The organism is Bacillus seohaeanensis, from assembly GCF_042684945.1.
Classification (GTDB): domain Bacteria; phylum Bacillota; class Bacilli; order Bacillales; family Bacillaceae_B; genus Rossellomorea; species Rossellomorea seohaeanensis.
This window is the reverse complement of the sequence record NZ_JBHUMF010000031.1, coordinates 963,991-989,483: the sequence shown is the minus strand read 5'-3', so window position 1 is coordinate 989,483 and position 25,493 is coordinate 963,991. Positions and strand designations below refer to the sequence as shown.

The 25,493-nt window shown below is 37.8% G+C and carries 18 protein-coding genes and 2 pseudogenes; 19 read left to right on the top strand and 1 reads right to left on the bottom strand.

Annotated elements, in window-relative coordinates:
* The first annotated feature begins 67 nt into the window (after window positions 1-67).
* The 5 genes and pseudogenes from ACFSUL_RS18090 (at window position 68) to ACFSUL_RS18070 (ending at window position 6,733) form a co-directional block, all read left to right on the top strand.
* Window positions 68-1,525, top strand: a complete 1,458-nt coding sequence (locus tag ACFSUL_RS18090) for a 4-hydroxyphenylacetate 3-hydroxylase family protein (RefSeq protein WP_071412666.1) — start codon at window positions 68-70, stop codon at window positions 1,523-1,525.
* Window positions 1,526-2,362: 837 nt separating this feature from the next.
* On the top strand, window positions 2,363-2,833 hold the full coding sequence (gene ybaK / locus ACFSUL_RS18085; RefSeq protein WP_377937290.1) for a Cys-tRNA(Pro) deacylase: 471 nt from the start codon (window positions 2,363-2,365) through the stop codon (window positions 2,831-2,833).
* Window positions 2,834-3,306: 473 nt separating this feature from the next.
* Window positions 3,307-5,259 carry an LTA synthase family protein gene (locus tag ACFSUL_RS18080; RefSeq protein ID WP_377937289.1) on the top strand — a complete coding sequence of 651 codons (1,953 nt, stop codon included), beginning with the start codon at window positions 3,307-3,309 and terminating at the stop codon, window positions 5,257-5,259.
* A gap of 158 nt (window positions 5,260-5,417) precedes the next feature.
* Window positions 5,418-6,296, top strand: a pseudogene (locus ACFSUL_RS18075) (SulP family inorganic anion transporter).
* 17 nt (window positions 6,297-6,313) lie between these two features.
* The gene (locus ACFSUL_RS18070; RefSeq protein ID WP_377937288.1) at window positions 6,314-6,733 is read left to right on the top strand and encodes a universal stress protein; all 420 of its coding nucleotides are present in this window, start codon (window positions 6,314-6,316) and stop codon (window positions 6,731-6,733) included.
* 272 nt (window positions 6,734-7,005) lie between these two features.
* Here the strand turns inward: ACFSUL_RS18070 and ACFSUL_RS18065 are convergent, their stop codons facing one another.
* A complete protein-coding gene (locus ACFSUL_RS18065) occupies window positions 7,006-7,500 on the bottom strand; it encodes a sigma-70 family RNA polymerase sigma factor (protein ID WP_377937287.1) in 495 nt (164 codons plus the stop codon).
* Between the two features lie 503 nt (window positions 7,501-8,003).
* Here ACFSUL_RS18065 and ACFSUL_RS18060 point away from each other — a divergent pair.
* From ACFSUL_RS18060 to ACFSUL_RS17995, 14 genes and pseudogenes are all read left to right on the top strand, one after another.
* On the top strand, window positions 8,004-8,201 hold the full coding sequence (locus ACFSUL_RS18060; RefSeq protein WP_377937286.1) for a hypothetical protein: 198 nt from the start codon (window positions 8,004-8,006) through the stop codon (window positions 8,199-8,201).
* 170 nt (window positions 8,202-8,371) lie between these two features.
* On the top strand, window positions 8,372-9,553 hold the full coding sequence (locus tag ACFSUL_RS18055) for an acetyl-CoA C-acetyltransferase (RefSeq protein ID WP_377937285.1): 1,182 nt from the start codon (window positions 8,372-8,374) through the stop codon (window positions 9,551-9,553).
* 488 nt (window positions 9,554-10,041) lie between these two features.
* Window positions 10,042-11,568 carry a malate:quinone oxidoreductase gene (locus ACFSUL_RS18050; protein ID WP_377937284.1) on the top strand — a complete coding sequence of 509 codons (1,527 nt, stop codon included), beginning with the start codon at window positions 10,042-10,044 and terminating at the stop codon, window positions 11,566-11,568.
* Between the two features lie 189 nt (window positions 11,569-11,757).
* Complete coding sequence (locus ACFSUL_RS18045; protein ID WP_377937283.1) at window positions 11,758-12,963, top strand: amidohydrolase; 1,206 nt, start codon at window positions 11,758-11,760, stop codon at window positions 12,961-12,963.
* Between the two features lie 340 nt (window positions 12,964-13,303).
* The gene (locus ACFSUL_RS18040) at window positions 13,304-14,950 is read left to right on the top strand and encodes a catalase (RefSeq protein ID WP_377937282.1); all 1,647 of its coding nucleotides are present in this window, start codon (window positions 13,304-13,306) and stop codon (window positions 14,948-14,950) included.
* Window positions 14,951-15,499: 549 nt separating this feature from the next.
* The gene (locus ACFSUL_RS18035; RefSeq protein WP_377937765.1) at window positions 15,500-16,627 is read left to right on the top strand and encodes an endonuclease; all 1,128 of its coding nucleotides are present in this window, start codon (window positions 15,500-15,502) and stop codon (window positions 16,625-16,627) included.
* Window positions 16,628-16,930: 303 nt separating this feature from the next.
* Window positions 16,931-18,370 (top strand): DHA2 family efflux MFS transporter permease subunit, encoded by a 1,440-nt coding sequence (locus ACFSUL_RS18030; protein WP_377937281.1) that lies wholly within the window; start codon window positions 16,931-16,933, stop codon window positions 18,368-18,370.
* Between the two features lie 415 nt (window positions 18,371-18,785).
* Entirely contained in the window at window positions 18,786-19,976 is a 1,191-nt protein-coding gene (locus tag ACFSUL_RS18025) for a DUF4317 domain-containing protein (RefSeq protein WP_377937280.1), read from the top strand.
* A 261-nt stretch (window positions 19,977-20,237) separates the two neighbouring features.
* Entirely contained in the window at window positions 20,238-20,726 is a 489-nt protein-coding gene (locus ACFSUL_RS18020; RefSeq protein ID WP_084778403.1) for a PH domain-containing protein, read from the top strand.
* Complete coding sequence (locus ACFSUL_RS18015; RefSeq protein ID WP_377937279.1) at window positions 20,726-22,249, top strand: PH domain-containing protein; 1,524 nt, start codon at window positions 20,726-20,728, stop codon at window positions 22,247-22,249. The genes ACFSUL_RS18020 and ACFSUL_RS18015 overlap by 1 nt, the downstream gene beginning before the upstream one ends.
* A 54-nt stretch (window positions 22,250-22,303) precedes the next feature.
* Window positions 22,304-22,996: a copper homeostasis protein CutC gene (locus ACFSUL_RS18010; RefSeq protein WP_377937278.1), complete on the top strand. Its 693-nt coding sequence runs from the start codon at window positions 22,304-22,306 to the stop codon at window positions 22,994-22,996.
* Window positions 22,995-23,696 (top strand): annotated as a pseudogene (locus ACFSUL_RS18005) (RNA-guided endonuclease TnpB family protein); the annotation flags it as partial. The gene ACFSUL_RS18010 and the pseudogene ACFSUL_RS18005, both read left to right, overlap by 2 nt.
* Window positions 23,697-24,503: 807 nt before the next feature.
* Complete coding sequence (locus ACFSUL_RS18000) at window positions 24,504-24,878, top strand: VOC family protein (RefSeq protein ID WP_377937277.1); 375 nt, start codon at window positions 24,504-24,506, stop codon at window positions 24,876-24,878.
* 111 nt (window positions 24,879-24,989) lie between these two features.
* Window positions 24,990-25,469 carry a GyrI-like domain-containing protein gene (locus ACFSUL_RS17995; protein WP_377937276.1) on the top strand — a complete coding sequence of 160 codons (480 nt, stop codon included), beginning with the start codon at window positions 24,990-24,992 and terminating at the stop codon, window positions 25,467-25,469.
* The last annotated feature ends 24 nt before the right edge of the window (window positions 25,470-25,493 follow it).

The window sequence follows — 25,493 nt, the reverse complement described above, 5'->3', positions numbered from 1 at the left end:
GGATTTTACATCATCTTTTTTATATTACTCGAATATACATGGACTAAAAAGAAGGAGGACAAACATTATGATGACCCAAGAAGAGTATATTGAAAGCTTACGGAAACAGAAAAAAGAAGTTTATTTTATGGGAGAGAAAGTAGAAAATGTCGTCGATCACCCTGCAATGCGACCGCATATTAACGCAGCCTCTGTAACGTATAAATTAGGGACAGAGGAGGAATATGAAGAGCTTGGTAGTGCGACATCCCATCTTACTGGGAACAAGATTAACCGTTGGACACATATTCCACAAAACCAAGAAGACCTTGTTAAGAAAGCGATGATGCTTCGTGTGGCAGGACAAATAACAGGGACTTGTTTTCAACGGTGTGTTGGAATGGACGGGTTGATTACGCTTTACTCCACAACATGGGAAATGGATCAAGATCTCGGTACGAACTATCATGAAAAATTTAAACGCTTTTTAATTAATACACAAAACAATGATTATATGACAGATGGGGCAATGACAGATCCAAAAGGTAATCGTTCGAAAAGGCCATCAGAACAACATGACCCTGATTTATATGTAAGAGTAGTGGAGGAGAAAGAGGATGGGATTGTTGTTCGTGGTGCCAAGATGCATCAAACAGGTGCAATCAATTCCCATCAAATTTTAGTTATGCCAGGCTCTGCGATGTCACCACAAGATGAAGATTATGCGCTTTCCTTTGCTGTTCCTGCAGATGCAAAAGGCGTCGTTTATGTTTTTGGTAGACAAGTAAATGACAGTCGAAAATGGGAAGGGAAAATCGATCAAGGGAACGCCAAATATGGTGTAGTAGGCGGCGAAGCACTCATCATTTTTGAAGATGTATTTGTCCCTTGGGAAAATGTATTTATGTACAAGGAAACAAAATACACAGGAAAGCTTGTGGACCGTTTTGCATCATACCATCGTCAAAACTATGGAGCCTGTAAAGCTGGAAATCTAGACGTACTCATTGGCGCAACAGCATCAATTGCTGATATGCATGGTATTTCGAAAGCTAGCCATGTAAAAGATAAACTATCGGAAATGGCTCATTTAGTGGAAACGATGTATAGTGGAGCACTTTCCTGTTCGTATAACTGTTCTAAAAATGGCTGTGGGACAGCGTTTGTCGATCCGGTTCTTGCAAATGCTTCTAAACTAAATACAGCTCGATATTACCCAGAAGTAACAAAAATTTCTCAAGACTTAGCAGGTGGTTTTGTTGCCACACTTCCTTCAGAAAAAGAATTAGAAAATCCAAAAATTGCTCCTTATATTCATAAATACTATAGCACTGGTGAAAACACAGATCCTATTCAGAGAATTAAAATGGGCCGTCTTGTTGAAAATATGACAGGTTCTACACCAATTATTGAGTGCATGCATGGTGCTGGGTCACCTCAAGCACAGAAAGTAGTAATTCAAAGATCCATCAAGTGGGGAGAAAAGATAAAATTTGCTAATGAAATTGTCAAAGATACAGAGGAGACTAGTGAGGTTAATCGCTAATTTATAGACTTAGACTTTAAACTTGATACCCGAGTAGGTGGTATTTGCATCTACTCGGGTGGATTACAAAATTCTAATAAAAGATTTCAAGCTATACAAGAAGGTAGTAAAAGTAATTGGTACTTTTGAGTTATCATAAAAAGAATTTTCATCTAAACGATTTTCTTCCACTAATTCTGTTGTCAATCCGGTAAAATTCACTAGTTACTCAATTTCCACTCCTTTTTCCAACATTCTCAAGGCAACATCTCTTATTGCTTCTTTCTTCCTTCCTATTTATCTCCTTTCTAATGTTGTCGTCTTCTTTTACTAAAGTATCTCAACAATTATCGCCCTCATTCGTTAAAAAGCGAATCCATTTAGCCAAGTCAAGTGATTATTTTAGGATTAGGTCATAACAGCGAGTGACCTTTAGCCCTCATCTTTTATCGGCCTTTCAATGCAATTCAACGTTTGTTCTTTGCCCTGTTGTAACGTTGCTTTTGAAAATAGTCAATATTTAATAGGGACTAAAGAAGTTCTTTTCTTAAGTAAATTACAGAATTCGATAAAATAGAGTAAAAGTAGGCAAGAGCTAAGTCTTGTCTCTTCTATGGTAATAATTGTATAATTATAGAAATGGGTATTCGGTTTAGGGGGCATTTGGGAATGAGAAAGGATACTTCACCTAATTTCGCGCTAAAGTTGGAATGAATGGAAGACTCACTCATGCATTCTCTTCTTTCAGACGAAATAGAAATAGATTGAGTAATGTATCATTCCATTTTAGGTACCTATTGAAAACGAGAAACACCATTGAAAATTCTGCTCTGCAAATGCAATAGGAGGGTGATCCTAATGAGTAGTAAAACAAATGCGATGAGAATACTTGATAGGAAGAAAATCGATTATGATGTTCTAACATATGATGTAGGCGATGGGAAGATAGATGGAATTGCAGTTTCAAAAAAAATTAATAGACCAAAAGAAATGGTTTATAAAACGCTAGTTGCTCATCGAGAACAAAACCTTTTTATCTTTGTCATTCCGGTAGCGGAGGAGCTGGATTTAAAAAAAGCAGCAAAAGCGGCAGGGGAGAAAAAAGTGGAAATGCTTCCAGTGAAGGATCTCCAGAAATGGACAGGGTATGTTCGTGGTGGTTGTTCTCCTGTTGGCATGAAAAGGAATTATCCAACCTTTATTGACAGTAGTGCTGATCATTTACAGAAGATTGTCGTAAGTGCTGGTAAAATAGGGATGCAAATTGAACTAGAACCAGGGAAGCTTGCAGATATTGTTGAAGCACAGTTTCTTCAATTAACAAAATAAAAATTTATTCATGTAAAATGGCCTTGTTAATTCAAAATTTCTTGAAACTTTTTTCCCCTACGTTCGTATATATAGATATAAGAAGTAGGTGTATGTCTAAAGTTAAAAGGATGAATGTTCTGTTTGAAACAAATGGGATTATTCTAGTGGAACTTTGCCAATGCCATTTAGAACTCTCGATGCTGTCCTACATAGGCAACTTGATAAAATGATCTGTTCGAATTATAAAAACTAAAACGAATTTTTTACTAATTTGAGTGTCTGACCACCGATGTCCTTATGCATTAAGGCATGGAGGGTCAGGCACTTGAGGTTTGTGGTCTGCCCTTTTAAAATAGCCGGATTTGACATTTTCAGTAAAGAAAGTATAATAGGTTTTTGCGATGCTTTTTATTGCTTTTTAATTGATTTCAATAGTATCTATAAAAATGACAAAAATAAATCTAATAATCTACTAGGAGGTAGGTGCAAAAATGAATACTTTATTTCAAAAAAGTCAAGGTTTTTTGAATAAATATATCGGCTTTTTCTTTGTGGCTGTCTTCTTTCTTTGGATGAAAACATATTTAGTTCAATTAACACAATTTGACTTAGGTATTGAAAATTCGTTACAAAAGTTTCTACTATTTTTAAATCCCTTAGGATCTTCCTTACTATTTTTGGGATTGGCTTTCTTTTTTAAAGGACGAAAAAAGTATATTTGGCTCATTGTTATTGATTTTCTTTTATCGTTCCTTTTATACGCTAATAGTTTATATTACCGATTCTTTAATGACTTTATTACATTACCGACTTTAACGCAGACACAAAACTTTGGGGATGTAAGTAGTAGTGTAACGTCTCTTTTAAAACCATATGATATTTTATTCTTCGTTGATATCATTCTTTTGATTGCATTACTTGCATTTCGTTTCGTGAAAATTGAAATCAAAGATATGAATCGTCGCAGAGTGGTTGCATTATTTTTATTTTCACTAGCTATTTCTAGTGCGAACCTAGGGCTAGCAGAATCAGATCGTCCTCAATTATTAACAAGAGGATTCGACCGAAATTACATTGTGAAATATTTAGGTATGTACAATTACACTATTTATGACGCGGTTCAAAGTACGAAAGCATCTGCCCAAAGAGTTATGGCAGATAGCGACGATATGACAGAAGTAATTAATTTTACAAAATCTAACTATGCTGAACCAAATCCAAAATACTTTGGTGCTGGAGAAGGCATGAATGTAATTTATGTACATCTTGAATCAATTCAAAACTTCCTTATTGATTACAAGTTACATGGAGAAGAAGTAACACCGTTTTTAAACTCATTAACTAGTGAAGAAAATACACTTTATTTTGATAACTTCTTCCATCAAACAGCTCAAGGTAAAACGGCTGATGCGGAGTTTATGATAGAAAATTCCTTATATGGATTACCACAAGGTTCAGCCTTTACAACGAAAGGGTTAAATACGTACCAAGCTGCACCAGCTATATTAGGTCAGCAAGGCTATACGTCTGCGGTTTTCCACGGGAATTCAGGAAGTTTCTGGAATCGTGATGAAATTTATAAATCGTTTGGAATGAACAAGTTTTTTGATGCAGATTCCTATGAACTAAATCCTGAAGACATGGCGGATTATGGTTTAAAGGATAAACCGTTCTTTGAGGAATCTATTCCAATGTTGGAATCATTACCTCAACCGTTTTATTCAAAATTTATTACCGTATCACATCATTATCCGTATCATATTGATGAGGAAGATGCTACAATCGCACCGCATACAACGGGGGATAAATCTGTTGATAGGTACTTCCAGACAGCCCGTTATGCAGACGAAGCATTGAAACAATTCTTTGAAGACTTGAAGGAATCTGGTCTGTACGATAATTCTATTATTATTATGTATGGTGACCATTATGGAATTTCCGAAAACCATAACAAAGCAATGGAAAAAGTTCTTGGAAAAGAAATAACACCATTTGAAAGTACTGGTCTACAGCGTGTACCATTATTTATTCGTGTACCAGGCATGGAAGGTGGAGTGAACCACGAATACGGTGGACAAATTGATCTTCTTCCAACACTTCTTCACTTGCTAGGAACTGATACAAAAGAGTATATCCAATTTGGAACAGACTTATTATCTGAACAGCATGATGATATTATTCCTTTCCGAAACGGGGATTTTGTTAGTTCTGAAATTACCTCTATTAGCGGTAAATACTATGATTCCACTACGGGAATGGAATTAGAAAAGGATAGACTAGAAGAGGCGAAGCTGTATAGGGAAAATGTAGAAGAAAAATTATCACTCTCTGATAGAGTAGTGAATGGAGATTTATTACGCTTCTACACACCGGAAGGCTTTACTCCAGTGGATCCATCAGAATATAACTATAACGAATCGGAAACGGATAAAGTTGACGAGTAATATAAATGGAAGGCTGTCTGAGGAATTTTTCTCAGGCGGCTTTTTTTGTTGACTAAAATTAAATTAAATCAACCTTGTGTAATGAAAGTGTTTTGGTGATAGCACAAATTAATAGGAATTGTTCCAAAAGAACACATTATTAAAAAGGGGGATTCATTTTGGAACAACTCACCTATAAACAATCTTGGTTCGGAAATATTAAAGGTGATATCTTGTCAGGTCTAGTTGTTGCCCTTGCACTTATCCTGGAAGCCATTGCTTTTTCCATTATCGCGGGTGTAGACCCAATGGTGGGATTGTACGCTTCTTTTACCATAGCGGTAACCATCGCTTTTGTCGGCGGTAGACCGGGGATGATATCGGCTGCAACAGGTGCAATGGCACTTTTGTTTATTGATTTAGTACCAGAACATGGACTTCCATATTTATTAAATATGGAACGGTAAAGGCAGTTCGTCAATTGAAAGAACATTATCCTTTTCTAATGTTTTTAATTGTGGTACTAGGTGAGATAGTAGTGAAAATACCGATGGTTGCCTTAGCTGGTCTGGTCTGGTGTTATGATTATGGTGTCGATAAGCACATTTGATTGGAACTCGTTGCGAACACTACATTTACTCCCGAAAAGTGATGCGCTTGTGATGGTTATCACGGTCATAACGGTCGTTTTAACCCATAATTTAGCTATAGGTGTTTTCACCGGCATATTATTAAGCGCGATTTTCTTTGTTTCCAAAATATCAAAAGTACGTGTAGAAAGTTCTTTAGAGGAAAATAAAAGAATATACTTACTAAACGGTGAACTCTTCTTTGCATCTGTCACGGAACTAGTAAAAATGTTTCATTACAAAGAAGAGGTAAAAAGAGTAGAAATAAATTTAAGTCGATCACATATATGGGATGATTCCGCTGTTGCTGCTGTGGACAAGATTGTTTCTAAGTTCGAAGCAAACGGTGTCCAAGTAGATGTAACAGGATTAAATGAGGATAGTACAGAATTGGTTGGAAAATTAGCAAATAAGCTGGGATCTCGTTAAGCAGGGAGGTTTTCACGATGTATAAAAAGATAGTACTAGCAACAGATGGTTCAGAGCATTCAAAACGTGCAGCAGAAAATGCCATACATATTGCAAAATGTAGTGTAGGTTCCACAATAGAAGTGGTGTATGTTGTTGATGCTAATCGAGCTAAATCGGACGTTATAAGCAACTGGAATTCTGCTGACCTTCAAGATTCTCGCAAAGAAAGAATGAAGGAAGTAGAAGGAAAGGCAAAAGAAGCTGGTGTATCATATGAAATTAAAGTCTTACATGGAGAACCAGGTCCTGCCATTGTTGAGTATGTTAACAAAAACGCCATTGACGTAGTGGTCATTGGAAGCAGGGGACTAAATGGGCTTCAGGAATTTGTATTAGGAAGTGTAAGCCATAAAGTTGCGAAACGTGCAAATTGTCCGGTTTTGATTGTTAAGTAGGTGGTAAATAGGTTGGTAGTAGTGGTTAATCAACCTATTTTCTCATTCAATCTAGATAGAGTTACCTGCCCTCATCCTTTAGATGTTAACAAGTGTGAGGGACAGGCATCGGATTCATACTAGATTTATAGCGGAAATGGAACATGAACACGCTCCTAGTAAACAATTCATAACTAGAATGTGTAGGAGATTGTAGTACAGTTTTAGAAGCATCACTTGTATGCACAACCTTCTAGCGGTTTTGATGAAAAATTACCACTATAGCAATCTACCTAATCCAAAATAGTATGCGCTACTTTCCGCAACTTCTCCTTCGCTCCCTTCCGCCACTTCTTTACAGCCGAACAAGAGACGTTTTCTTTGTCGGCAATTTCTTGAACGGTTAACATATCACAAAAAGTATACAATACCCATTTTTTCTGATTGTCCGTTAAATCTTCACAATAAGGAAGGAGTAGTTCTTTTCCGTTAAACATATAGTCGGAATGCTCATCCTTGACAGATCCCCAAAACGCTTCTTTCGGATGGATATTTCTCTCCTCATTTTTATTTTCTTTCGTCATCTCGGTTAACATTTTTCCTTTTATATACGAATAAGCAAAGGATGAGAATGCTCCCTTTCCCGGATCAAATCGTTCGCGTGCTTCCCAAAGGGCAATTAATCCAGTTTGATAGAATTCGTTCTTGTTTTTATAAATAGATAGTGAATTCATAATTTGATGAATCATTGGTTCAAATTGTTTTTCTAACGCTTCAAAGTTCTCCAAAAGAAATTCCTTCTGAAAAGCGCGCCTTTCTGTTATTCCTAGGTAGCTCTACTTTACAAAGGAAAAAGAATTGGAACAAAAAGGGAAAACGCTCATTTCTGGATACTTGTGGACCGAAACGTAGAATTTCTCTATAGGGAAATATAGGTTTCCTAGGAGAAACCATTAGTTTGGTAGTTTTTTATTGTTAGTGAGAAGAAGTGGGAGGGGGATTATTTGTGGGAAAACCCCTTTTAGAACACAATCTGACGAATAATTTATCGGCAGATTCGTTGCTAGAAGTACTTTGGCGGAATTTTTCTATAATATACGCATATCTTATTAGAGGTATTTTTGAATTTGAATAATAGTAGAAAATATTTGCAGTGTCTAAAAATAGCTGATAAAGTATAAGGAGATAGAATAATCAGAAAATTAGAATATACCTAAAATTGAACTGGGTTTACTATTTCTCTCCGTTTGGAGCAGCTAATTTAGACTAATCGTAGGATGGGATTACAAGTTTGTTAGTAAGCGGTTATAAATTGGCGGGTGATAATTGTGAAACTTTCGAAGAGAAGAATAAAATGCTAGCTTCAGCAATCGAAATGATAAAGAAAAAGCTGTTTTCTAAAAGATTGTTGATTGTAACAGTATGGAAAACGCAGAGTGGATTGGAGCTTCAGGCACTAGACTTCCTCCTCGCGGAGTCTAGTGCCTGAAGCGGAAAGGAACGCTCAAACGCTTCGTTCCTTCTATCCGAAAAACAACAAACAACATCTCTACGAAATGAGCCAAAAAAAGAAGCCGTCGTGACGGAAGGAAAATCATTCGCTTATAACATTTTGTAAACATTCACTTGGATTAAATGAAAGAATAGGAGGATATTAGAATGAAAGATGTGTATATTATTGACGGAGCAAGAACAGCCTTTACAAGGTTCGGAGGGTCCTTTGCAAAAACAGGTGCAACAGAGCTTGGAAAAGCTACAGCAGTAGAAGCTTTGAAGCGATCCAAGTTGGATCCACAGCAAGTTGATCACGTTATTTATGGAAATGTCATTCATACAGAAAAAAATGCATCCTATCTTTCTAGACATATTGGCCTTCATAGCGGAATTCCACAGGAGGTTCCAGCACTAACATTAAACCGTTTATGTGGCTCAGGACTTCAAGCAGTTGTAAGTGGAGCACAGCATATTTTAGTAGGAGATGCTGATATCGTACTTGCCGGTGGAGCAGAAAACATGTCACAATCTCCTTATTCTAACTTTGAGCAACGCTTTGGCGGTTCAAAAATGGGAAATCTAGCATTTGATGATATGCTGTTAGCGACTTTAACAGACCAATACACAGGAAATGGAATGGGAATGACAGCAGAAAAGCTTTCCGAGCAATATGAAATTTCACGAGAAGAACAAGATCAGTTTGCAGTAGAATCAAACCAACGAGCGTCAAAAGCACGAGAAAATCAGATTTTTGCCGAGGAAATTGTGGGAGTGGAAGTGAAAACGAGAAAGGGAAGTATCGCAGTTCAAGAGGACGAACATATAAAGCCAGATGCCAGCGTAGAATCGTTGAGTTCACTAAGAACTTCATTTAAAAAAGACGGAACGGTAACAGCAGGAAATGCCTCTGGAATAAATGATGGAGCCGCTTCATTACTGATTGCTGGTCAAAATGCTGTCCAAGAGAATCAACTAAAGCCGATTGCGCGTATTAAATCATGGGCAGTGGCTGGAGTAGATCCAACGATTATGGGGATTGGTCCTGTTCCTGCAATTAAAAAAGCTTTGCAGCGTGCCGACCTCACATTAGCGGATATGGACTTAGTAGAGGTGAATGAAGCCTTTGCTGCTCAATATTTGGCGGTAGAAAAAGCATTAGGCCTAAACCGGGAAATTACGAATGTTCACGGAGGGGCGATTGCTCTTGGCCATCCAGTAGGAGCAAGTGGAGCAAGAATATTGCTTTCTGCATCCTATGAGTTAAGAAGACGAAACGGTCGATATGCCGTTGTAAGTTTATGTATTGGTGGAGGTCAGGGAATTGCCATGGTGATTGAGCATATCTAAGCTACCCTCGTGATTGTTGCATCGATGTTTCTAGCGTCTACGCCGGAAATGGCATGATTGACTCTCTTTGGCTAGCGGATAGGATTGGAATTGATACGCCGCTACATATTTAGTGTAAAAACAAGTGGGTCTAACTATTCGTTTCCGCTCCCTATGCAAACATGGAAAATACAATAAAAAATGACTACTAAATTGTGCAGCAATTTGTAGTCATTTTTTATGGGCAATAGTTGGTGTATGGTTCCATTTTGACCTACAAGTCTGTATGTTAATTGGTATACGGAATTCACCTATAATGAGATAAATGATTCTTTTTCATCTGATTTTACAACGTATTCTGAATATTTATGTTAAAATAGATATATAGATGGTAACACATTATAGTATGGTCATATATTGAGACAGAAAAGGTGTCTGGCTAGAGCGTGCCTTAGTTTGGTGTAATGCCTGCATCTTTCTGCAAATTTCAGGGGAAAAGGTTGGTAAAAATGAGCAACGGACAGAAAAAAACAGACGTTATCTTAATTGGTGCCGGAGTCATGAGTGCAACTTTGGGATCATTACTGAAAGAGTTAGCACCGGAATGGAAAATTACAGTGTTTGAGAAGCTCGCAAACGAAGGGGAAGAAAGCTCTAACGAATGGAATAATGCGGGTACGGGTCATTCTGCACTGTGCGAGCTTAACTATACATCCGAAAAACCTGACGGATCTATAGATATTAGCAAAGCGATAAAAATTAATGAACAATTTCAGCTTTCGAGACAATTCTGGTCGTATCTTGTAAACAGTAAGCTGATACATAATCCACAGGACTTTATCATGCCATTGCCACATATGAGTTTAGTACAAGGAGAACAGAATGTTTCTTTTTTAAAGAAACGATTTAAAGCGCTATCAAACAATCCTTTATTCCAAGGAATGGAATTTTCGGATAACCCAGAGAAACTAATGGAGTGGATTCCACTTATTATGCAGGATCGCACAACGAATGAACCTATAGCGGCAACAAAAATTGACTCAGGAACGGATGTCAACTTTGGTGCTTTAACACGCATGTTGTTTAACCACTTAAAGAATAAAAATGTCGATGTAAACTACAAGCATACTGTTAAGGATATTAAACGTACTAGCGACGGCTCGTGGAAAGTGAAAGTACATGATATCGATAGTGGTAAAATCGAAGACCATATTGCAAAGTTCGTCTTTATTGGTGGTGGGGGCGGAAGTCTACCTTTACTACAAAAAACCGGTATTCCTGAATCAAAACGTATTGGGGGATTCCCGGTAAGCGGACTGTTTATGGTATGTAACAATCCGGAAGTTGTAGCACAGCATCATGCAAAAGTATACGGAAAAGCTAAGGTTGGTGCTCCTCCGATGTCTGTACCGCATCTTGACACACGGTTTATCGACAATAAAAAATCGTTACTATTTGGACCTTTTGCTGGCTTCTCACCAAAATTCTTAAAAACAGGTTCAAATTTTGATTTGATAGGTTCCGTAAAACCAAATAATCTTTTAACTATGTTAGCAGCAGGCGCAAAAAACATGCCATTGACAAAATACCTGATCCAGCAAGTTATGTTATCGAAAGAAAAGCGCATGGAAGAGTTACGTGAGTTTATCCCGAACGCCAAAGGGGAGGATTGGGATTTAGTAGTAGCGGGCCAACGTGTGCAAGTTATTAAAGATACAGAAACTGGCGGTAAAGGAACACTTCAATTTGGTACGGAAGTTGTTAGTGCTGCTGATGGCTCAATCGCAGCATTACTAGGCGCTTCTCCGGGTGCTTCTACCGCCGTTCATGTAATGCTTGAAGTAATAACAAAATGCTTCCCGCAAAATATGAAAGAGTGGGAACCGAAAATTAAAGAAATGATTCCTTCTTATGGCGTGTCATTAATGGAAAACCCAGAACTTCTGCATGAAATTCATACTTCAACAGCCGAGACGCTTGGTCTTAGCGACAAAAATTCGAAAAAAAAGCCTGAAAAAGAACTAGCCTTTAGTTAGTTCTCGAATGTAGAAACCGGGGGATGGAATGAAAAAATTTAAGCAACATTCTCCATTAATTTAAGGAATGAAGTAAATAATAGAATATAAATAGAAATAAAATAAGGAACCTTTAATCTATCTTTGGATTGAAGGTTCTTTTTTAAGGGTATTTTCTAAAGGTTGTTTGTATGAAAGGAGATTATCTTAATGATTAATCAATTAGTGAACATGTTGGAAGAACGAGAAGGTGAGATGATCGAAATACGCCGTTATTTACATGAGAATCCTGAGCTTTCATTTAAAGAGGAAAAAACGGCAGCCTTTATCGCTGATTTTTACAGTGGAAAAGATGTTGATATATCAACGGAAGCTGGAAATGGACATGGCATTGTTGTAACGATAGAAGGGAAAAAGCCGGGGAAAACAGTTGCACTTCGGGCTGATTTTGATGCACTTCCTATTGTAGAAGAATTGGATGTTCCCTTTAAGTCAAAGAATGAAGGTGTAATGCATGCTTGTGGTCATGATGCTCATACAGCTTACCTATTAGTTTTAGCTGATTGTCTTATCCAATTAAAAGATAAGATCTATGGTACTGTTAAAGTTATTCATCAGCATGCAGAAGAAGTACCCCCTGGTGGAGCAAAGAGCATTGTAGAGGAAGGGTTTCTGGATGATGTAAATGCAATCTTTGGCATTCATGTTTTACCGATGGCCCCTGTGGGAACAGTTGGTTATCATAGTGGATATTCCTTTAATGGTCGCGCCTATTTTAAACTTAAGGTAAAGGCAAGTGGAGGACATGGTTCTTCCCCACATAAGGCAAATGATGCTATTGTTGCCGGCGCCTATTTTGTAACAGCTGTCCAAACTATTGTTAGTCGTAGAGTGAATCCTTTTAATGCCGGTGTAGTGACAATTGGTTCATTTGACGGCAAAGGGAGTTTTAATGTTATAAAAGATAGTATTGAAATAGAAGGAGATATACGCTATTCAAATGATGAAACAAAGGATGTTATAAACAAAGAAATTCATCGGATTGTCAGCGGCATCGAAGAATTATTTGGTGTAAGCTGTGAACTTACGTATGAACCCGATTATCCACCGCTATATAATGATCCCGAATTGACTACGTTTGTAGCGAATACCTTGACAGGGGTTGAGGATAAGGACATTACAGAAGTGAAAGAATTTCCTAAAATGGCACCATCTGATGATTTTGCGTATTATCTCGAGAAGGTTCCTGGCTCTTATTTTTATATTGGCTGCACTCCAAAGGGAGTAGGAGAACCTTACTTCAATCACCATCCTAAATTTGATATTGATGAGGGGGCGATGCTTGTTGCTGCTAAATCAGTGGGACATGTTGTTTACCATTATTTAAATAAGGGAAAAGATGAATCAGGAGACTAGTATTGAAGGAAAACTAATATATTTTACCAAATTCAAGTTTCATTCGAAAATAGACACCTAAATCAGAACCTGTTTTTAATCTTCTTGTGTTTTTTAAATTGTTCTAGCAGGTTAAACTTTAGCCGAATCGATGTGAAATTTCTCGTAATAGTAAAAAGAATATAGAATTGATAGGACTCTGGTAACCACTCGGTGCCTATCATAAACCCAGTAAAAACTGCCACAATCGAGGTATTTACATCGATTGAAATTTATTCTAAAAATTCCTCTTTATTATTGTATAAATTTTACAGTAATAAACAAGATATAGAAGTAACTAATTTTAAGGGGGTTTTTATTTTTGGCAGAGAACAAGGATAGAGATACTTCAAATGAACAAGAAGTGGAACGTGAGTCGTTGACAACGCGCCAGGGTCACCCTGTGATGGATAACCAAAATATACGTACAGTTGGGGATCGCGGTCCAGCGACACTTGAGAATTATCATTTCATTGAAAAGATTTCCCATTTTGATCGGGAAGAGGTACCGGAACGGGTGGTACATGCACGAGGGTCAGGAGCATTTGGATATTTTGAAACATACGGAAAAGTTGGAGATGAACCGGTAGAGAAGTATACTCGTGCTAAAGTATTTTCAGGTGCTGGGAAGCAAACGCCATTAATGGTGCGTTTCTCTACAGTGGCAGGAGCGAAGGATTCACCGGAAACAGCACGGGACCCGCGGGGCTTTGCGGTAAAAATGTATACGGAAGATGGCAACTGGGATCTTGTTGGGAATAACCTTAAGATTTTCTTTATCCGTGATGCGATGAAGTTTCCAGATATGATTCATGCGTTTAAAGCGGATCCGGCTTCGAATGTGCCAAATCCTCAGCGGATGTTTGACTTTGTTTCTCGTACACCTGAGGCTACTCATATGATTACATTCGTCTTTTCTCCATGGGGGATTCCAGCTACATACCGCCATATGCAAGGTTCTGGTGTAAATACTTATAAATGGGTAAATGACAAAGGCGAAGCTGTGTTGGTGAAGTATCACTGGGAGCCGAAGCAAGGAATTCGTAATTTAACGCAAGAAGAGGCAGATGATATTCAAGCAAGGAACGTCGGTCATGCGACACAGGATTTATATGAAGCAATTGAGCAAGGGGACTATCCAGAATGGGAGCTTTTTGTACAGATTATGGAGGATGGTTATCATCCAGAACTCGATTTTGATCCACTCGATGATACAAAGCTGTGGCCAGAGGATAAGTTTCCATGGCTACCAGTTGGGCGTATGGTGCTAAATCGCAATCCAGTAGACTTTCATGCGGAGATAGAGCAAGCCGCTTTCGGTACAGGCGTTCTTGTTGATGGAATGGACTTCTCTGACGATAAAATGTTACAAGGCCGTACCTTCTCTTACTCGGATACACAGCGCTATCGTGTAGGTGCGAACTATCTTAAATTACCTGTGAACGCACCAAAAGCACCTGTTCGCACAAATCAGCACCGCGGACAAATGGAGGTTCGTGATTCGAAAGAGTCTAGAGATCCACATATTAACTATGAGCCGTCAATGCTAGGGGGCTTTGAGGAAGCGCCGACAGAGGGGCGTGCACCGCATCAGCCAACGTATAATGCCGCAGCGTTAAGCGCACCAATTGACCGTCCGAATAACTACGGTCAAGCAGGACACACCTATCGTAGTTTTGAAGATTGGGAGCGCGATGAGTTGATTAAAAACCTATCCGATGCACTTGCAGTTTGTGACAAACGAATTCAAGATGCTATGATTGAGCACTTCACAAAAGCTGATGAAGATTATGGTCGCCGTGTGAAGGAAGGAATCGAAATGAAAATGAAAGAACTGCAAGAAATGGAACAAGAAAACAAGGTTCCAGGCCGTGAATCAGGTCAATCCAAATTTGGTCAAGGTTCACTAGCTGCGAACGAAGCAACAAAAGACGCTGTGAAGAAAAGCCACGAAACTGGGCCGTATTAATTATAAGGAAAACGTGAGGACTGCCTAGGAAGTCAGTGAAACGGAGATTTAGTTGGTCTGCCCTTCTAATTTCTGGCTTCTTTCCTTTTATTGTTCATGACGCTTTTTGCGAAGGTCTAACGGTCTAAGACTGCTAAAAAAGTAACGTTTCTTCAAAGTACTGAAGGTTTTTCGTCAATATACAGATGATAAAGGAATCTGATAGCCTATATGCAGTAGGTTGTCAGATTCTTTTTCTATTTGAATGGGCTTTTTCACTGATCGCGGCCGGTTCTACGGTTGCTTTTTTAGTGATGGAAACGGGAAAATTGTCCCTGTATTTTCTAGGGAAAAGACTTTCGTATTACCTCTATCTACCCTAAAGACTCAAGTGATGATAAATGCTGTAGAATAGACCTAATTCGAAAGAATCAACTTTGTTTATTTACATTATTTTAACCCTATTGTTACGATTCTTGTTGTACTCTTAAAGTGATTCTATATATAGGGAGGAAAACACAGATGATCTTGAGTTCTATTAGAAAAACGTCATTGTTATTTATTGCTCTTATGTTATTTACTTTCGGTTGTAGTCAGGCGCCTTTAAGTCAAATGAAAGCGGCTGGCAATGGCTCTTGGGATTCCCCTTTCACAGTGGATGAAGCGATCTCTAATCAGGATAGTTCAAAGTCTACTGTGGAGGGGTATATTGTAGGTCAACCTATTTCAGAAAATAATGTTATAAAGAGTCAGTTTCCTAGTGATTATGCATTAGCACTTGCAGATTCTGCTTCGGAAACGGACACCTCTAACATGATCTATATTCAAATACCTTCTATCTTTCGTTCTACCTTTGGTTTACAGAGTAACCCCAAACTAATGGGGGAAAAGATTAAAGTTACAGGTGAATTGACGGATTATTTTTCTCATGCTGGTGTAAAGTCAACGTCTAAGATTGAAGTTGTTGAAGGGGATGGAAGTGATCCAAGTGACCCTACAGACCCACCAAGTTACGAAGAGTATTATCAGCCAGCTGAAGGAAAAACAGGAGCAGCACTAAAACAAAGTCTCCATGATATTATCGATGATCACCATGAGCTATCCTATAGTGATGTGTGGGAAGCATTACGAAATACTGATGAAGACCCCAACAATCCTAACAATGTACTATTACTGTATTCTGGCCGCTCACAGTCAGAACTATCGAATGGTGGAAATGTTGATGATTGGAACCGTGAGCATGTGTGGGCAAAATCACATGGAGACTTCGGTACATCAATGGGAGCGGGAACGGACATTCATCATTTGCGGCCTACAGATGTGACCGTTAACTCTTCTCGTAGTAACTTAGACTTTGATAATGGGGGTTCTCCTCACCGTGAAGCACCGGAAAGCTTCTATGATAGCGATTCATGGGAGCCACGTGATAGTGTCAAGGGAGACGTTGCCCGAATGCTCTTCTATATGGCGGTTCGCTATGAAGGGGACGTAAGTGATGAAGTCGATCTTGAATTGAACAACTATGTGAATAACGGCAGTGATCCTTACCATGGAAAACTTTCTGTACTGTTGGAATGGCATGAAGAGGATCCAGTAGACGAATTCGAACGTCGCCGCAACAATATTATTTTTGAAGACTACCAAGGAAATCGTAATCCATTTATTGATCACCCGGAATTTGCAGAAATGATTTGGTGATAAAAAATATATAATCGGGTTTAAAATTCTCTTTATTCAATAGGCTGAAAATCCCAAACAGACATAATGTGTTCAGAGGGGAGACTCTGTAATACGGAGTGAAAACTGTCTTTTTTATGTTAGTTGATAGTTGTAAAAGTTCTCTTTTCAAAATGAAATTAATTGAATGAAGTATTGTTTTCTTTCGTTTACAACTTCTACCAAACATAAAAATAGATTTAAAATTTGAAATCATGTATTCTATATAAAGTGAATACAGCTATTTATATGCTATATTGATAGATGACATGAGAGGGGAAAGCCATGGGAGAATTAAGTTATAACCGGAAAACGATTGTGATATTGTTACTGGCGGGATCGTTTATCGCTATTTTGAACCAAACGTTAATGATTACAGCAATCCCGCCGGTTATGGAAGAAATGGGGATTACAGCAAATACGGGGCAATGGCTAACGACTGTGTTTATGCTAGTCAATGGTATCATGATTCCTGTTAGTGCCTTTTTATTAGAACGATTTTCAACTAGACAGCTGTTTATTACAGCGATGAGTATTTTTGTTGTTGGTACACTAGTGGCTGGGGTTGCGCCGAATTTTTCTACTCTATTAATTGGGCGTGTCATCCAGTCTGCTGGTGCAGGGGTCATGTTACCGCTGATGCAGACGGTCTTTTTAATGATTTTTCCTGTCCATAAACGAGGTGCGGCAATGGGGTTAATTGGTTTAGTCATCTCGTTTGCTCCGGCAATTGGTCCGGCTTTATCCGGTTGGGTTACGGAGCATTATTCTTGGAGAGTACTATTCTTCATTATTCTCCCGATTGCAATTATTGATATAGTAGTCGCGTTTTTTGCGTTAAAGAATGTAACGGAATTAACGAAACCAAAACTAGATGTTCTGTCTGTTATTTTATCTTCCTTTGGTTTTGGTGGACTGCTATATGGATTTACATCAGCTGGGAATAATGGCTGGTTAGCTAGTGTGACCATATTGTCGCTAGCCGTTGGAGCAGTGATGCTCACTGCATTTATCCTAAGACAGTTAAAACTAAAGCATCCAATGTTGGAGTTCAGAGTATTTACTTATTCCATTTTCCCACTAGCTGTTGCTATTGGGATGATCGCCTTTATGGGGTTAATTGGGGTAGAAACACTGATTCCGCTTTATATGCAAAACATGCGTGATTTTACTGCTTTTGAAGCTGGTCTCGCGTTGTTGCCAGGTGCATTAATCACAGGGTTAATGTCTCCCATTACGGGTAGAATATTTGATAAATTTGGTGCAAGAAAACTAGTTATGGTTGGTTTAACAATTATTACTGTTTCATCCTTTGCTTTTACAAGGTTAGACACCTCAACATCGTTAGTTTTCATGACCGTTATGTATAGCGTCAGAATGTTTGGGCTATCGATGGTGATGATGCCAATTGCCACGGCTGGATTGAATCAATTACCAAAACGATTAATCCCACACGGAGCAGCGATGGATAATACGATGAGGCAAATTGCGGCTTCTGTTGGAACGGCGATACTCGTTACAGTCATGACGACATCAGAGGGTAGAGCGGCAAAAATAGAAATTGCGAATCCAGCTATTCATGGTGCCAATGTTGCATTCATTGTTGTATCAGTGCTGTCCCTTGTTGGATTGATTATTTCCTATTTCGTTAGGGATACAAAACTTACGGAAGAAGAACTGGAAAAAAGGGATTTAGAGAGAAGAAAAGAAAAGGTATATCTTTGAAAATATAGGGACGGTTCTTGCGCTTCATCGAAGCAATAGAACCGTTCTTTTCCTTTCATAAATAAAGAAATTAGTAGTCAATATTTTTTAAGTAACAATAGGAGTAGTTATCGGAGCGTGTCAAGCATCTTCCCAATAACAAGATACTATGCATTGTAGGTCTTAGTTCCTAATGGGGATACATACCTTCATATATTTATAGAATTAAATTGTTGGTCAGGGATATTACTTTAGTAAACCATTAGATGATGTGGAAATAGAATCGAGATTTTTAAAATGAAAACAAGGGATGGTTCTTGCGCTTCTTGGGAGCAAGAGAGCCATCCCTTGTTTTTCCAAGGAGAATCTATGATAAAATGAAACAATGTAGAGGAGAAGAATACATACGGATAACAAACCTAGGAGTGGAACAAGATTGAATAAAAAGAACATAGCCAATATTCGTAAACAATTCAAAGTAAATAATGATTTATTAAAAATTCATGAAATCTTTAATGTGTATATCATGAAAGAATCAAGTGAAATTTATCATGAGGAAAGTATGCCGTTTGAATTGTTAGAAGATGAACAAAAAGAGTTATTCATGAGCAACTTTAAAAAAGTATTAACAGGCCAGTTAGACGAAAAACTATTTGAATTAAAATTCCAACGTGATGTGGAAAATAGCAGTCAGCTGATTCTTCACCAAGGCCTGTTGAGTAGCGATACAGAAGATTGGAAAGGTCATATGCTTCAGCTCGTAGAAAAAATGCTGCAAGAAAAGCAATATGAAATGGATATTGTCGTCAGTTTTATTCGTGGAGAATACATGAAACCAAAGAAACGCCGTAACGAAGAGGCGGAAGAAAGTGAACGAGATACCGTTTATTCCAATTCCTTTATTTTATGTAGTATGAATAAAACACAAGATCCGAAAAAAGAATTACTATTCGACTATGTTGAAAAGGAGTTTAAGTATAATTTTGTGGTAGATCCAATTATTAACTTGAAAGCTCCAATATCAGGATTTTTATTCCCTTGTTTTACCGATAATGCTGCGGATGTCAATCACGTACTTTATTCGGCAGGAAAAGCATACGAACTAAATTATCATTTCATTGAAGAGGTATTAAATGCAGAAGAAACAATGACGGCTCAAGAGGATAAAATTGTTTTTGAGGAAATTGTGAAAAAGGTAACTGGTGACCAAATCAATACATCCACGCTTTCCAATGTATACGAAGAGATTCATCGCGTCTTAGAAGACAATGAAGAGGAAGATACACCGAAACTAGACTACAAAGATGTAGAAAAAGTTCTAAAAAGCAGTGGAGTAGAAGACGTTGATACGGAAAAGGTAGAAACCGCGTTTAAGACAGTAATTGATGATGAGAAATACGAATTTAAAGCGAATAATATCGTACCAAAATATACTTCAAAGTCCATCAAAATAGAAACAAAGGTAGCGAATGTTTCCATTAGTCCACAAGACTTAAGATACGTACGCCAAGTAGAACTGAACGGAAAGCTGTTCCTAATGATTGAAGTCGAAGAAAATACAGTGATTGAAGGGTTTGAGATGATTCCGGAAGCTTTGTTTAGAAAAGCCGAGGACAATAACGAATGATTCGTGCATAAAAGCAAAAGGACGATTCTTGCGGTTTTTAGAGGCAAGAATTCTCCCTTTGCTTTTTTTCATACGAGTCGTGAAACTTTTTTATTCCCAAAACCGTAAGTACGTATAGAGAATAGACGTTTCTTATAAGTTCGGGAGGCATATGGAAGAGGGGATTTGGGAATACGTACTGAATCCTCTTAAAATAAGAAACTTGTTTTTAAATATTTTCTTGAACTAGAAGAAACGAGTAGAGTGAGGAGGTTGTTACTAGTGAGCGATAGAAATTTAGAACATACTTTATCCCCTTCTTTTCCAAAAATACGTAAGATTACTGATGCAATTACAAATATTGTAGGATTTGTCGTGCTTGGGGTATTTTTCTGGTTGGATTATTATTTTGCATGGCCAAACTGGACTTTTTGGCTTTTGGTTGGCTTAGTGGTGCTCAATATAATTGGTTCGATTTGGTCCATCATGGAACCAACGTATCTTTATCGAAGCTGGAGTTATCAATTTGATCATGAGTACCTTCAATTAAGTTATGGCATCTTTAAAAAAGAATGGGTGACCGTTCCGATGACGAAAATACAATCGGTTTCTACTAGTCAAGGACCTATTATGAAACGATACCACACTCGTTCCATCAAAGTAGAAACAATGGGTTCTTCCCATACGATTCCCGCATTAGAAGAAGAAATTGCGCTTCAGTTAAGGGAAATATTAGCAGAACATGCAAAGCTAAAGGAAGTGGATGAATAATGAGATATCATCCATTGACGATTGTTTTTCGAATCTATCAATTAGTAAAAAATAGTTTATTTCTTGCAATTATTCTATTTGTGGTTAAAAAAGATTCAACGTCCTGGCTTTTTGAGTATGGAAGGTATGCACTTGTAGTGTTTATTATATGGCGGTTAGCTTATATTATCATCGCCTGGTTTTTGGAAAGGTACGAATGGAAAGATCGAACTTTTCATATACATAAAGGAATTTTTGTGAAACATACAAGTACGATTCCATTTTCCAAAATTCAAAATGTGACAAGGAAAACAACGATTTTTCATAAACTAGTTGGACTTACTTCGTTGACGTTTGAAACGGCAATGGACGGGGAAGATGATGCTATCCATTTTGAGGTGCTATCCGATAAACATGCCAATTTTTTGCTGGATTTAGTGCAACTAACGGAAAAGGGAACTTCGCAAAAAGAAAATCAGGAGGAAGACGTAGAACAGATTCCTAAACAAGAAGAGGAAGAGTTAGAGCAGAAATGGATACAAGAGACAAATCGAACAGTGCATTTCACCCCAAATCGAAAGGACTTATGGAAAGCAAGTTTTACATCATTAAGTTTCCTGGCGATTATTCCGATTGTTGCCGGTATGTTTGATTACATGGAGTCGTTATTGCCGGAGATAGATCAGGTTGAAGGAATCTTTCAAGGATTGCTTGACCATACGTGGTTACTTTTTGGCATCATTCTTTTGGCGGTGATTGTTGCTGTTACTTTTGGTGTTGCGAGAACGTTTATCCGCTATGGTAAATATGAAATTTCTTCTGATGCTAAGTATGTCTATATTGATAGAGGAGTACTGAATGAAAGTTATTTTGCAATGGAAAAGAAAAAAATTCAAGGGTTGGAAATGAATCAAACATTTATGAAGCGGCTGTTTGGTTTAGTTGAAGTAAAATTAATCAGTTCTGCGAGCCCAAACAATACAGGTGGAGAAGTAAACGTGAATTCCCTTTATCCATTTTTGCCAATGAAAAAGGCCTATCAGTTAATAGAAGAATTGCTGCCAACTTATCAACTACATGCGGAATTAGAAAAGCTCCCCCGCAAATCGTTATGGGTTAAATTGTTAAAACCAAGCTGGATTTGGATAGTGGCAACAATCGCCTTAGTTTATTTTAAGCCTAACATTTTTCAATTAGATCAAGCTTGGTGGATAGGAAGTCTTGGTTTATTCTGTTTCATCTTGTTGCAGCGGATCCTTGATTATATTCATACAAGATATGTTGTGGCCGAAGACCAGGTTCAATGGTGGAATGGAGGTTTAACGACGCGCATGTTTATTACGAAAAGAAAGAATGTGATTGAACTGTCTTATTCCCAAACAAGATTACAAAGCTATTTTAAGGTAGCTTCGATCATGACAAAAAACCGTTCTAATCCGTTGCATATTGAGGAGATAAATGATATTCCACTACCATATGCAGTGACCATTAATGAGTGGTATCGCAAGCGACAAGAGGATGTAGAACTTGTGAAAAATGACTAAAGGGTAGTGTGTAACAAGACATGTGTGAAGAAATGGAGAAAGAGGTAGATTCGTATGCTTATCGAAGTAATCGTGCAAACAAAAGAAGAAGCAATAGAAGCTCAAAAGCTAGGTGCCGATAGACTTGAATTGGTATCAGGAATAGGAGAAGGTGGACTAACACCTAGTTATGGGACCATTAAACAGGTGCTCGGTAGTGTTTCCATACCAGTTCAAATAATGATACGCCCTCATAGCTATCATTTTGAATACACAGAAACAGATCTCGATACAATTTACGAGGATATAAAAAATGTCATTAATCTTGGAGGTACCCGCATTGTTTTTGGTGCACTTAATAAAGACAAAACGATTAATCAAGAAGTACTTAGAAACATCATAAATATTTCCCCCAAATTGGATATCACGTTTCATCGTGCATTTGATGAAGTACCTTCTCAAACCGAGGCCTATCACACACTACTAGAATTCAAGCAAAATGTGCGTCGTGTTTTAACCTCAGGAGGAGAAGCCAATTGTGAGGCTGGTAAAAATAATCTTAAGAAATTAGTAGATTTATCGAAAAGGTATGACGGTCCCAAGATTTTTCCTGGTGCAGGTTTATCCGGGAGTAATGTCAAAAGCATTCACCAAACAGTCGGTGCAGATCAGTATCATTTTGGAAAGGCAGTAAGAAAAGAACAATCGTTTGCAAAAGGATTTGATGAACAGGAATTTGACATAATTAAAAGTTTAAGAGAGGTATAGGGAAGTAACGGGACGGATTATTAATGCGACGATTAGGCGAAACCCTAGTGGGAAATATTTCGTATCGATTCTTGCGGAAACCGAGGTAGAAGAATGGTCCAAAACAAATACAGCTGTCGGTGTTGATCTCGGATTAAAAGATTTTGCGACACTTTCAGATGGAAAGGTATCCGGTAACCCCAAATGGTTACGCAGATTGGAAGAAAAACTAATAAAAGCACAGCGCATTCTTTCGCGACGGAAAACAGGTAGGGAAAATTGGGATAAACAACGAAAAAAAGTCGCTCGTATTCATGAAGCTATTACTAATGCGCGGAAAGATTACTTAGACAAAATTTCCACCAATCTGGTCAAAAACCACGACGTGATCGGCTTGGAAGATTTGTCCGTAAGTGGCATGTTGAAAAATAACCACATGTCCAAAGCTATTAGTGAAGTAGCTTGGTCACAGTTCAAACGGATGCTCGAATATAAAGCAAATTGGTACGGCAAGAAAGTCGTAGTCGTTGCCAAAAACTTTGCCAGTAGTCAGCTCTGTTCGTGTTGTGGGTACAAAAATAAAGACGTTAAAAATCTCGCTTTGCGTGAGTGGACATGCCCTTTTTGTGGAAGTCATCATCAAAGGGATATTAACGCAGGGTTGAATCTACGAAACGAAGCCCTTCGTCTCGTAACTGTCGGTGCGACAGGGATCGCCTAATCAATATCTGTTCGATAGAATGGAGTTCTTAGGAATCCCCCGCTTCAAGCTTGCTAAGTGGGGGGAGTTCAAATGTATAGTAGGGTGCTGCTACAGAGTAGACTAATACCTCGCAACAAGAGTCTTCACTTTCAAACGACTTTGTGAGGGATTACATTTAAACGAAACTAGCTAATAGAAGTTAGTTCTTATTTTCGTTAATGGCGGCGTTAATCCAAAAAGGATTAATGCTTTTTTTGTCGAATCTGTTGTATTAACGAAGTAGGTTTGTATATGACGAAGAGCAACGTTATGTTAATAAATGTCTATACAACAATTTTTATTTATTTTTAATAAGTTGTAAGGTTTTGAAATGAATTTGCATCTATATAATAGAAGCTGACAAAAGAGGGGGGAATCGAGAAGCGTTTAGTGAGTTGGTTAGGAGGTATCGTGGCAAAGTCTTGCGTTGGGCAAACTCCGTGATAAAAGATAATTTCTTGTTCGAATCAAACGATTGGACAGGGATATACAAAACTCTTTGCTTGGATGAAGGAGAAGGGCTACATGGAAAAAAGGTTCTATTATTCTTGTCCTATTGAAATTTACTACAATATGGAAAGTAGCAGTGAGAAAGTTGTTGAACTTTTAATCCCAATTGAGTAGGGGCGTCGCAAAGATTAAATAAAAAGGTTAGGTGATTCAGTTAAGCTAATAAGTGCTTTTAAAGTTGCTGGGACTAGAATGAATCCAAATGAAGTCCCAACTAATGAAATTCTGTAATCTATTTATCTATTTTATGTCCAATTAAATAAAGGGGAGGATTTTATGAGTAAATCATTTATTGAACAAGTTCATTATATTAGGATCCCTGTGAGAGATTTAGAGTATTCTGCACAATGGTATAGAGATGTACTGGGACTACAATTGTTAACCATTACCGAGGATCCGTTTGCAATTATTAAAGTAAATGAAGGACCATTTTTACTTATTTTAGTTCCCACTGTAGATGAAACATATGCGCATTTTACCATTAATAATGAGTCAGCTTTTAACATTGGATTTACAAGTTCAGAATTATCTAGGTTTCATGAACACCTCATTGATAATGGGGTTAAAGTTGAGGATATAAAAGAAGATAATGGACATGCATATTTTCACTTTTATGATCCAAATGGTAATAAACTTCAAGTTCACTGGTAATATATTGGGTGGCATGTATGATCTAAATTATTATCCAGCTTAATAGTTATGGAATAGGATAGTTAAAAAAAACTTGTACAATCCAACTATTCTTGAGAGGAGAATGAAAAGATGGAAAAAGGTTTAGCCATCAAAAGAAAGGGTGTAAAAGAAATTGGAGAAAAGAAGTTAGTTGGCTTTCGTGTCGTATGCGAAGATATGATAGGGTATGGACAAGAGATTCCGAAAGCTTCTATGTCATTGGATCGTCGTAAAGATGAAATAATGCAACTAGTCGAGCCAGTAAAGCTCATCGGTGCATTTAAACCTATGGAAACTTCAGAAGAGGACGATGGCTACTGGGTTTGTTATGAAGTCCATAATTTTGAGGATATACCTGAAGGGATGGTCAGCCTTTCTGTCCCTGTACAAAAGTATGCGGTCCTTCATTTTAAAGGGTGCGCTTCTGAGATTTTCCATGTATATTCTCATTTGCATCAATGGATTGAAGAGAATGGATATAAAAGAAAACCTGAAAAGTGGACACTAGAAATATACTCAAAATGGACAGAAACTGAAGATCATGTGGACCTATGTGATCCGATTTATTAAGTGAATCTGAGTTAATGAAAAGTA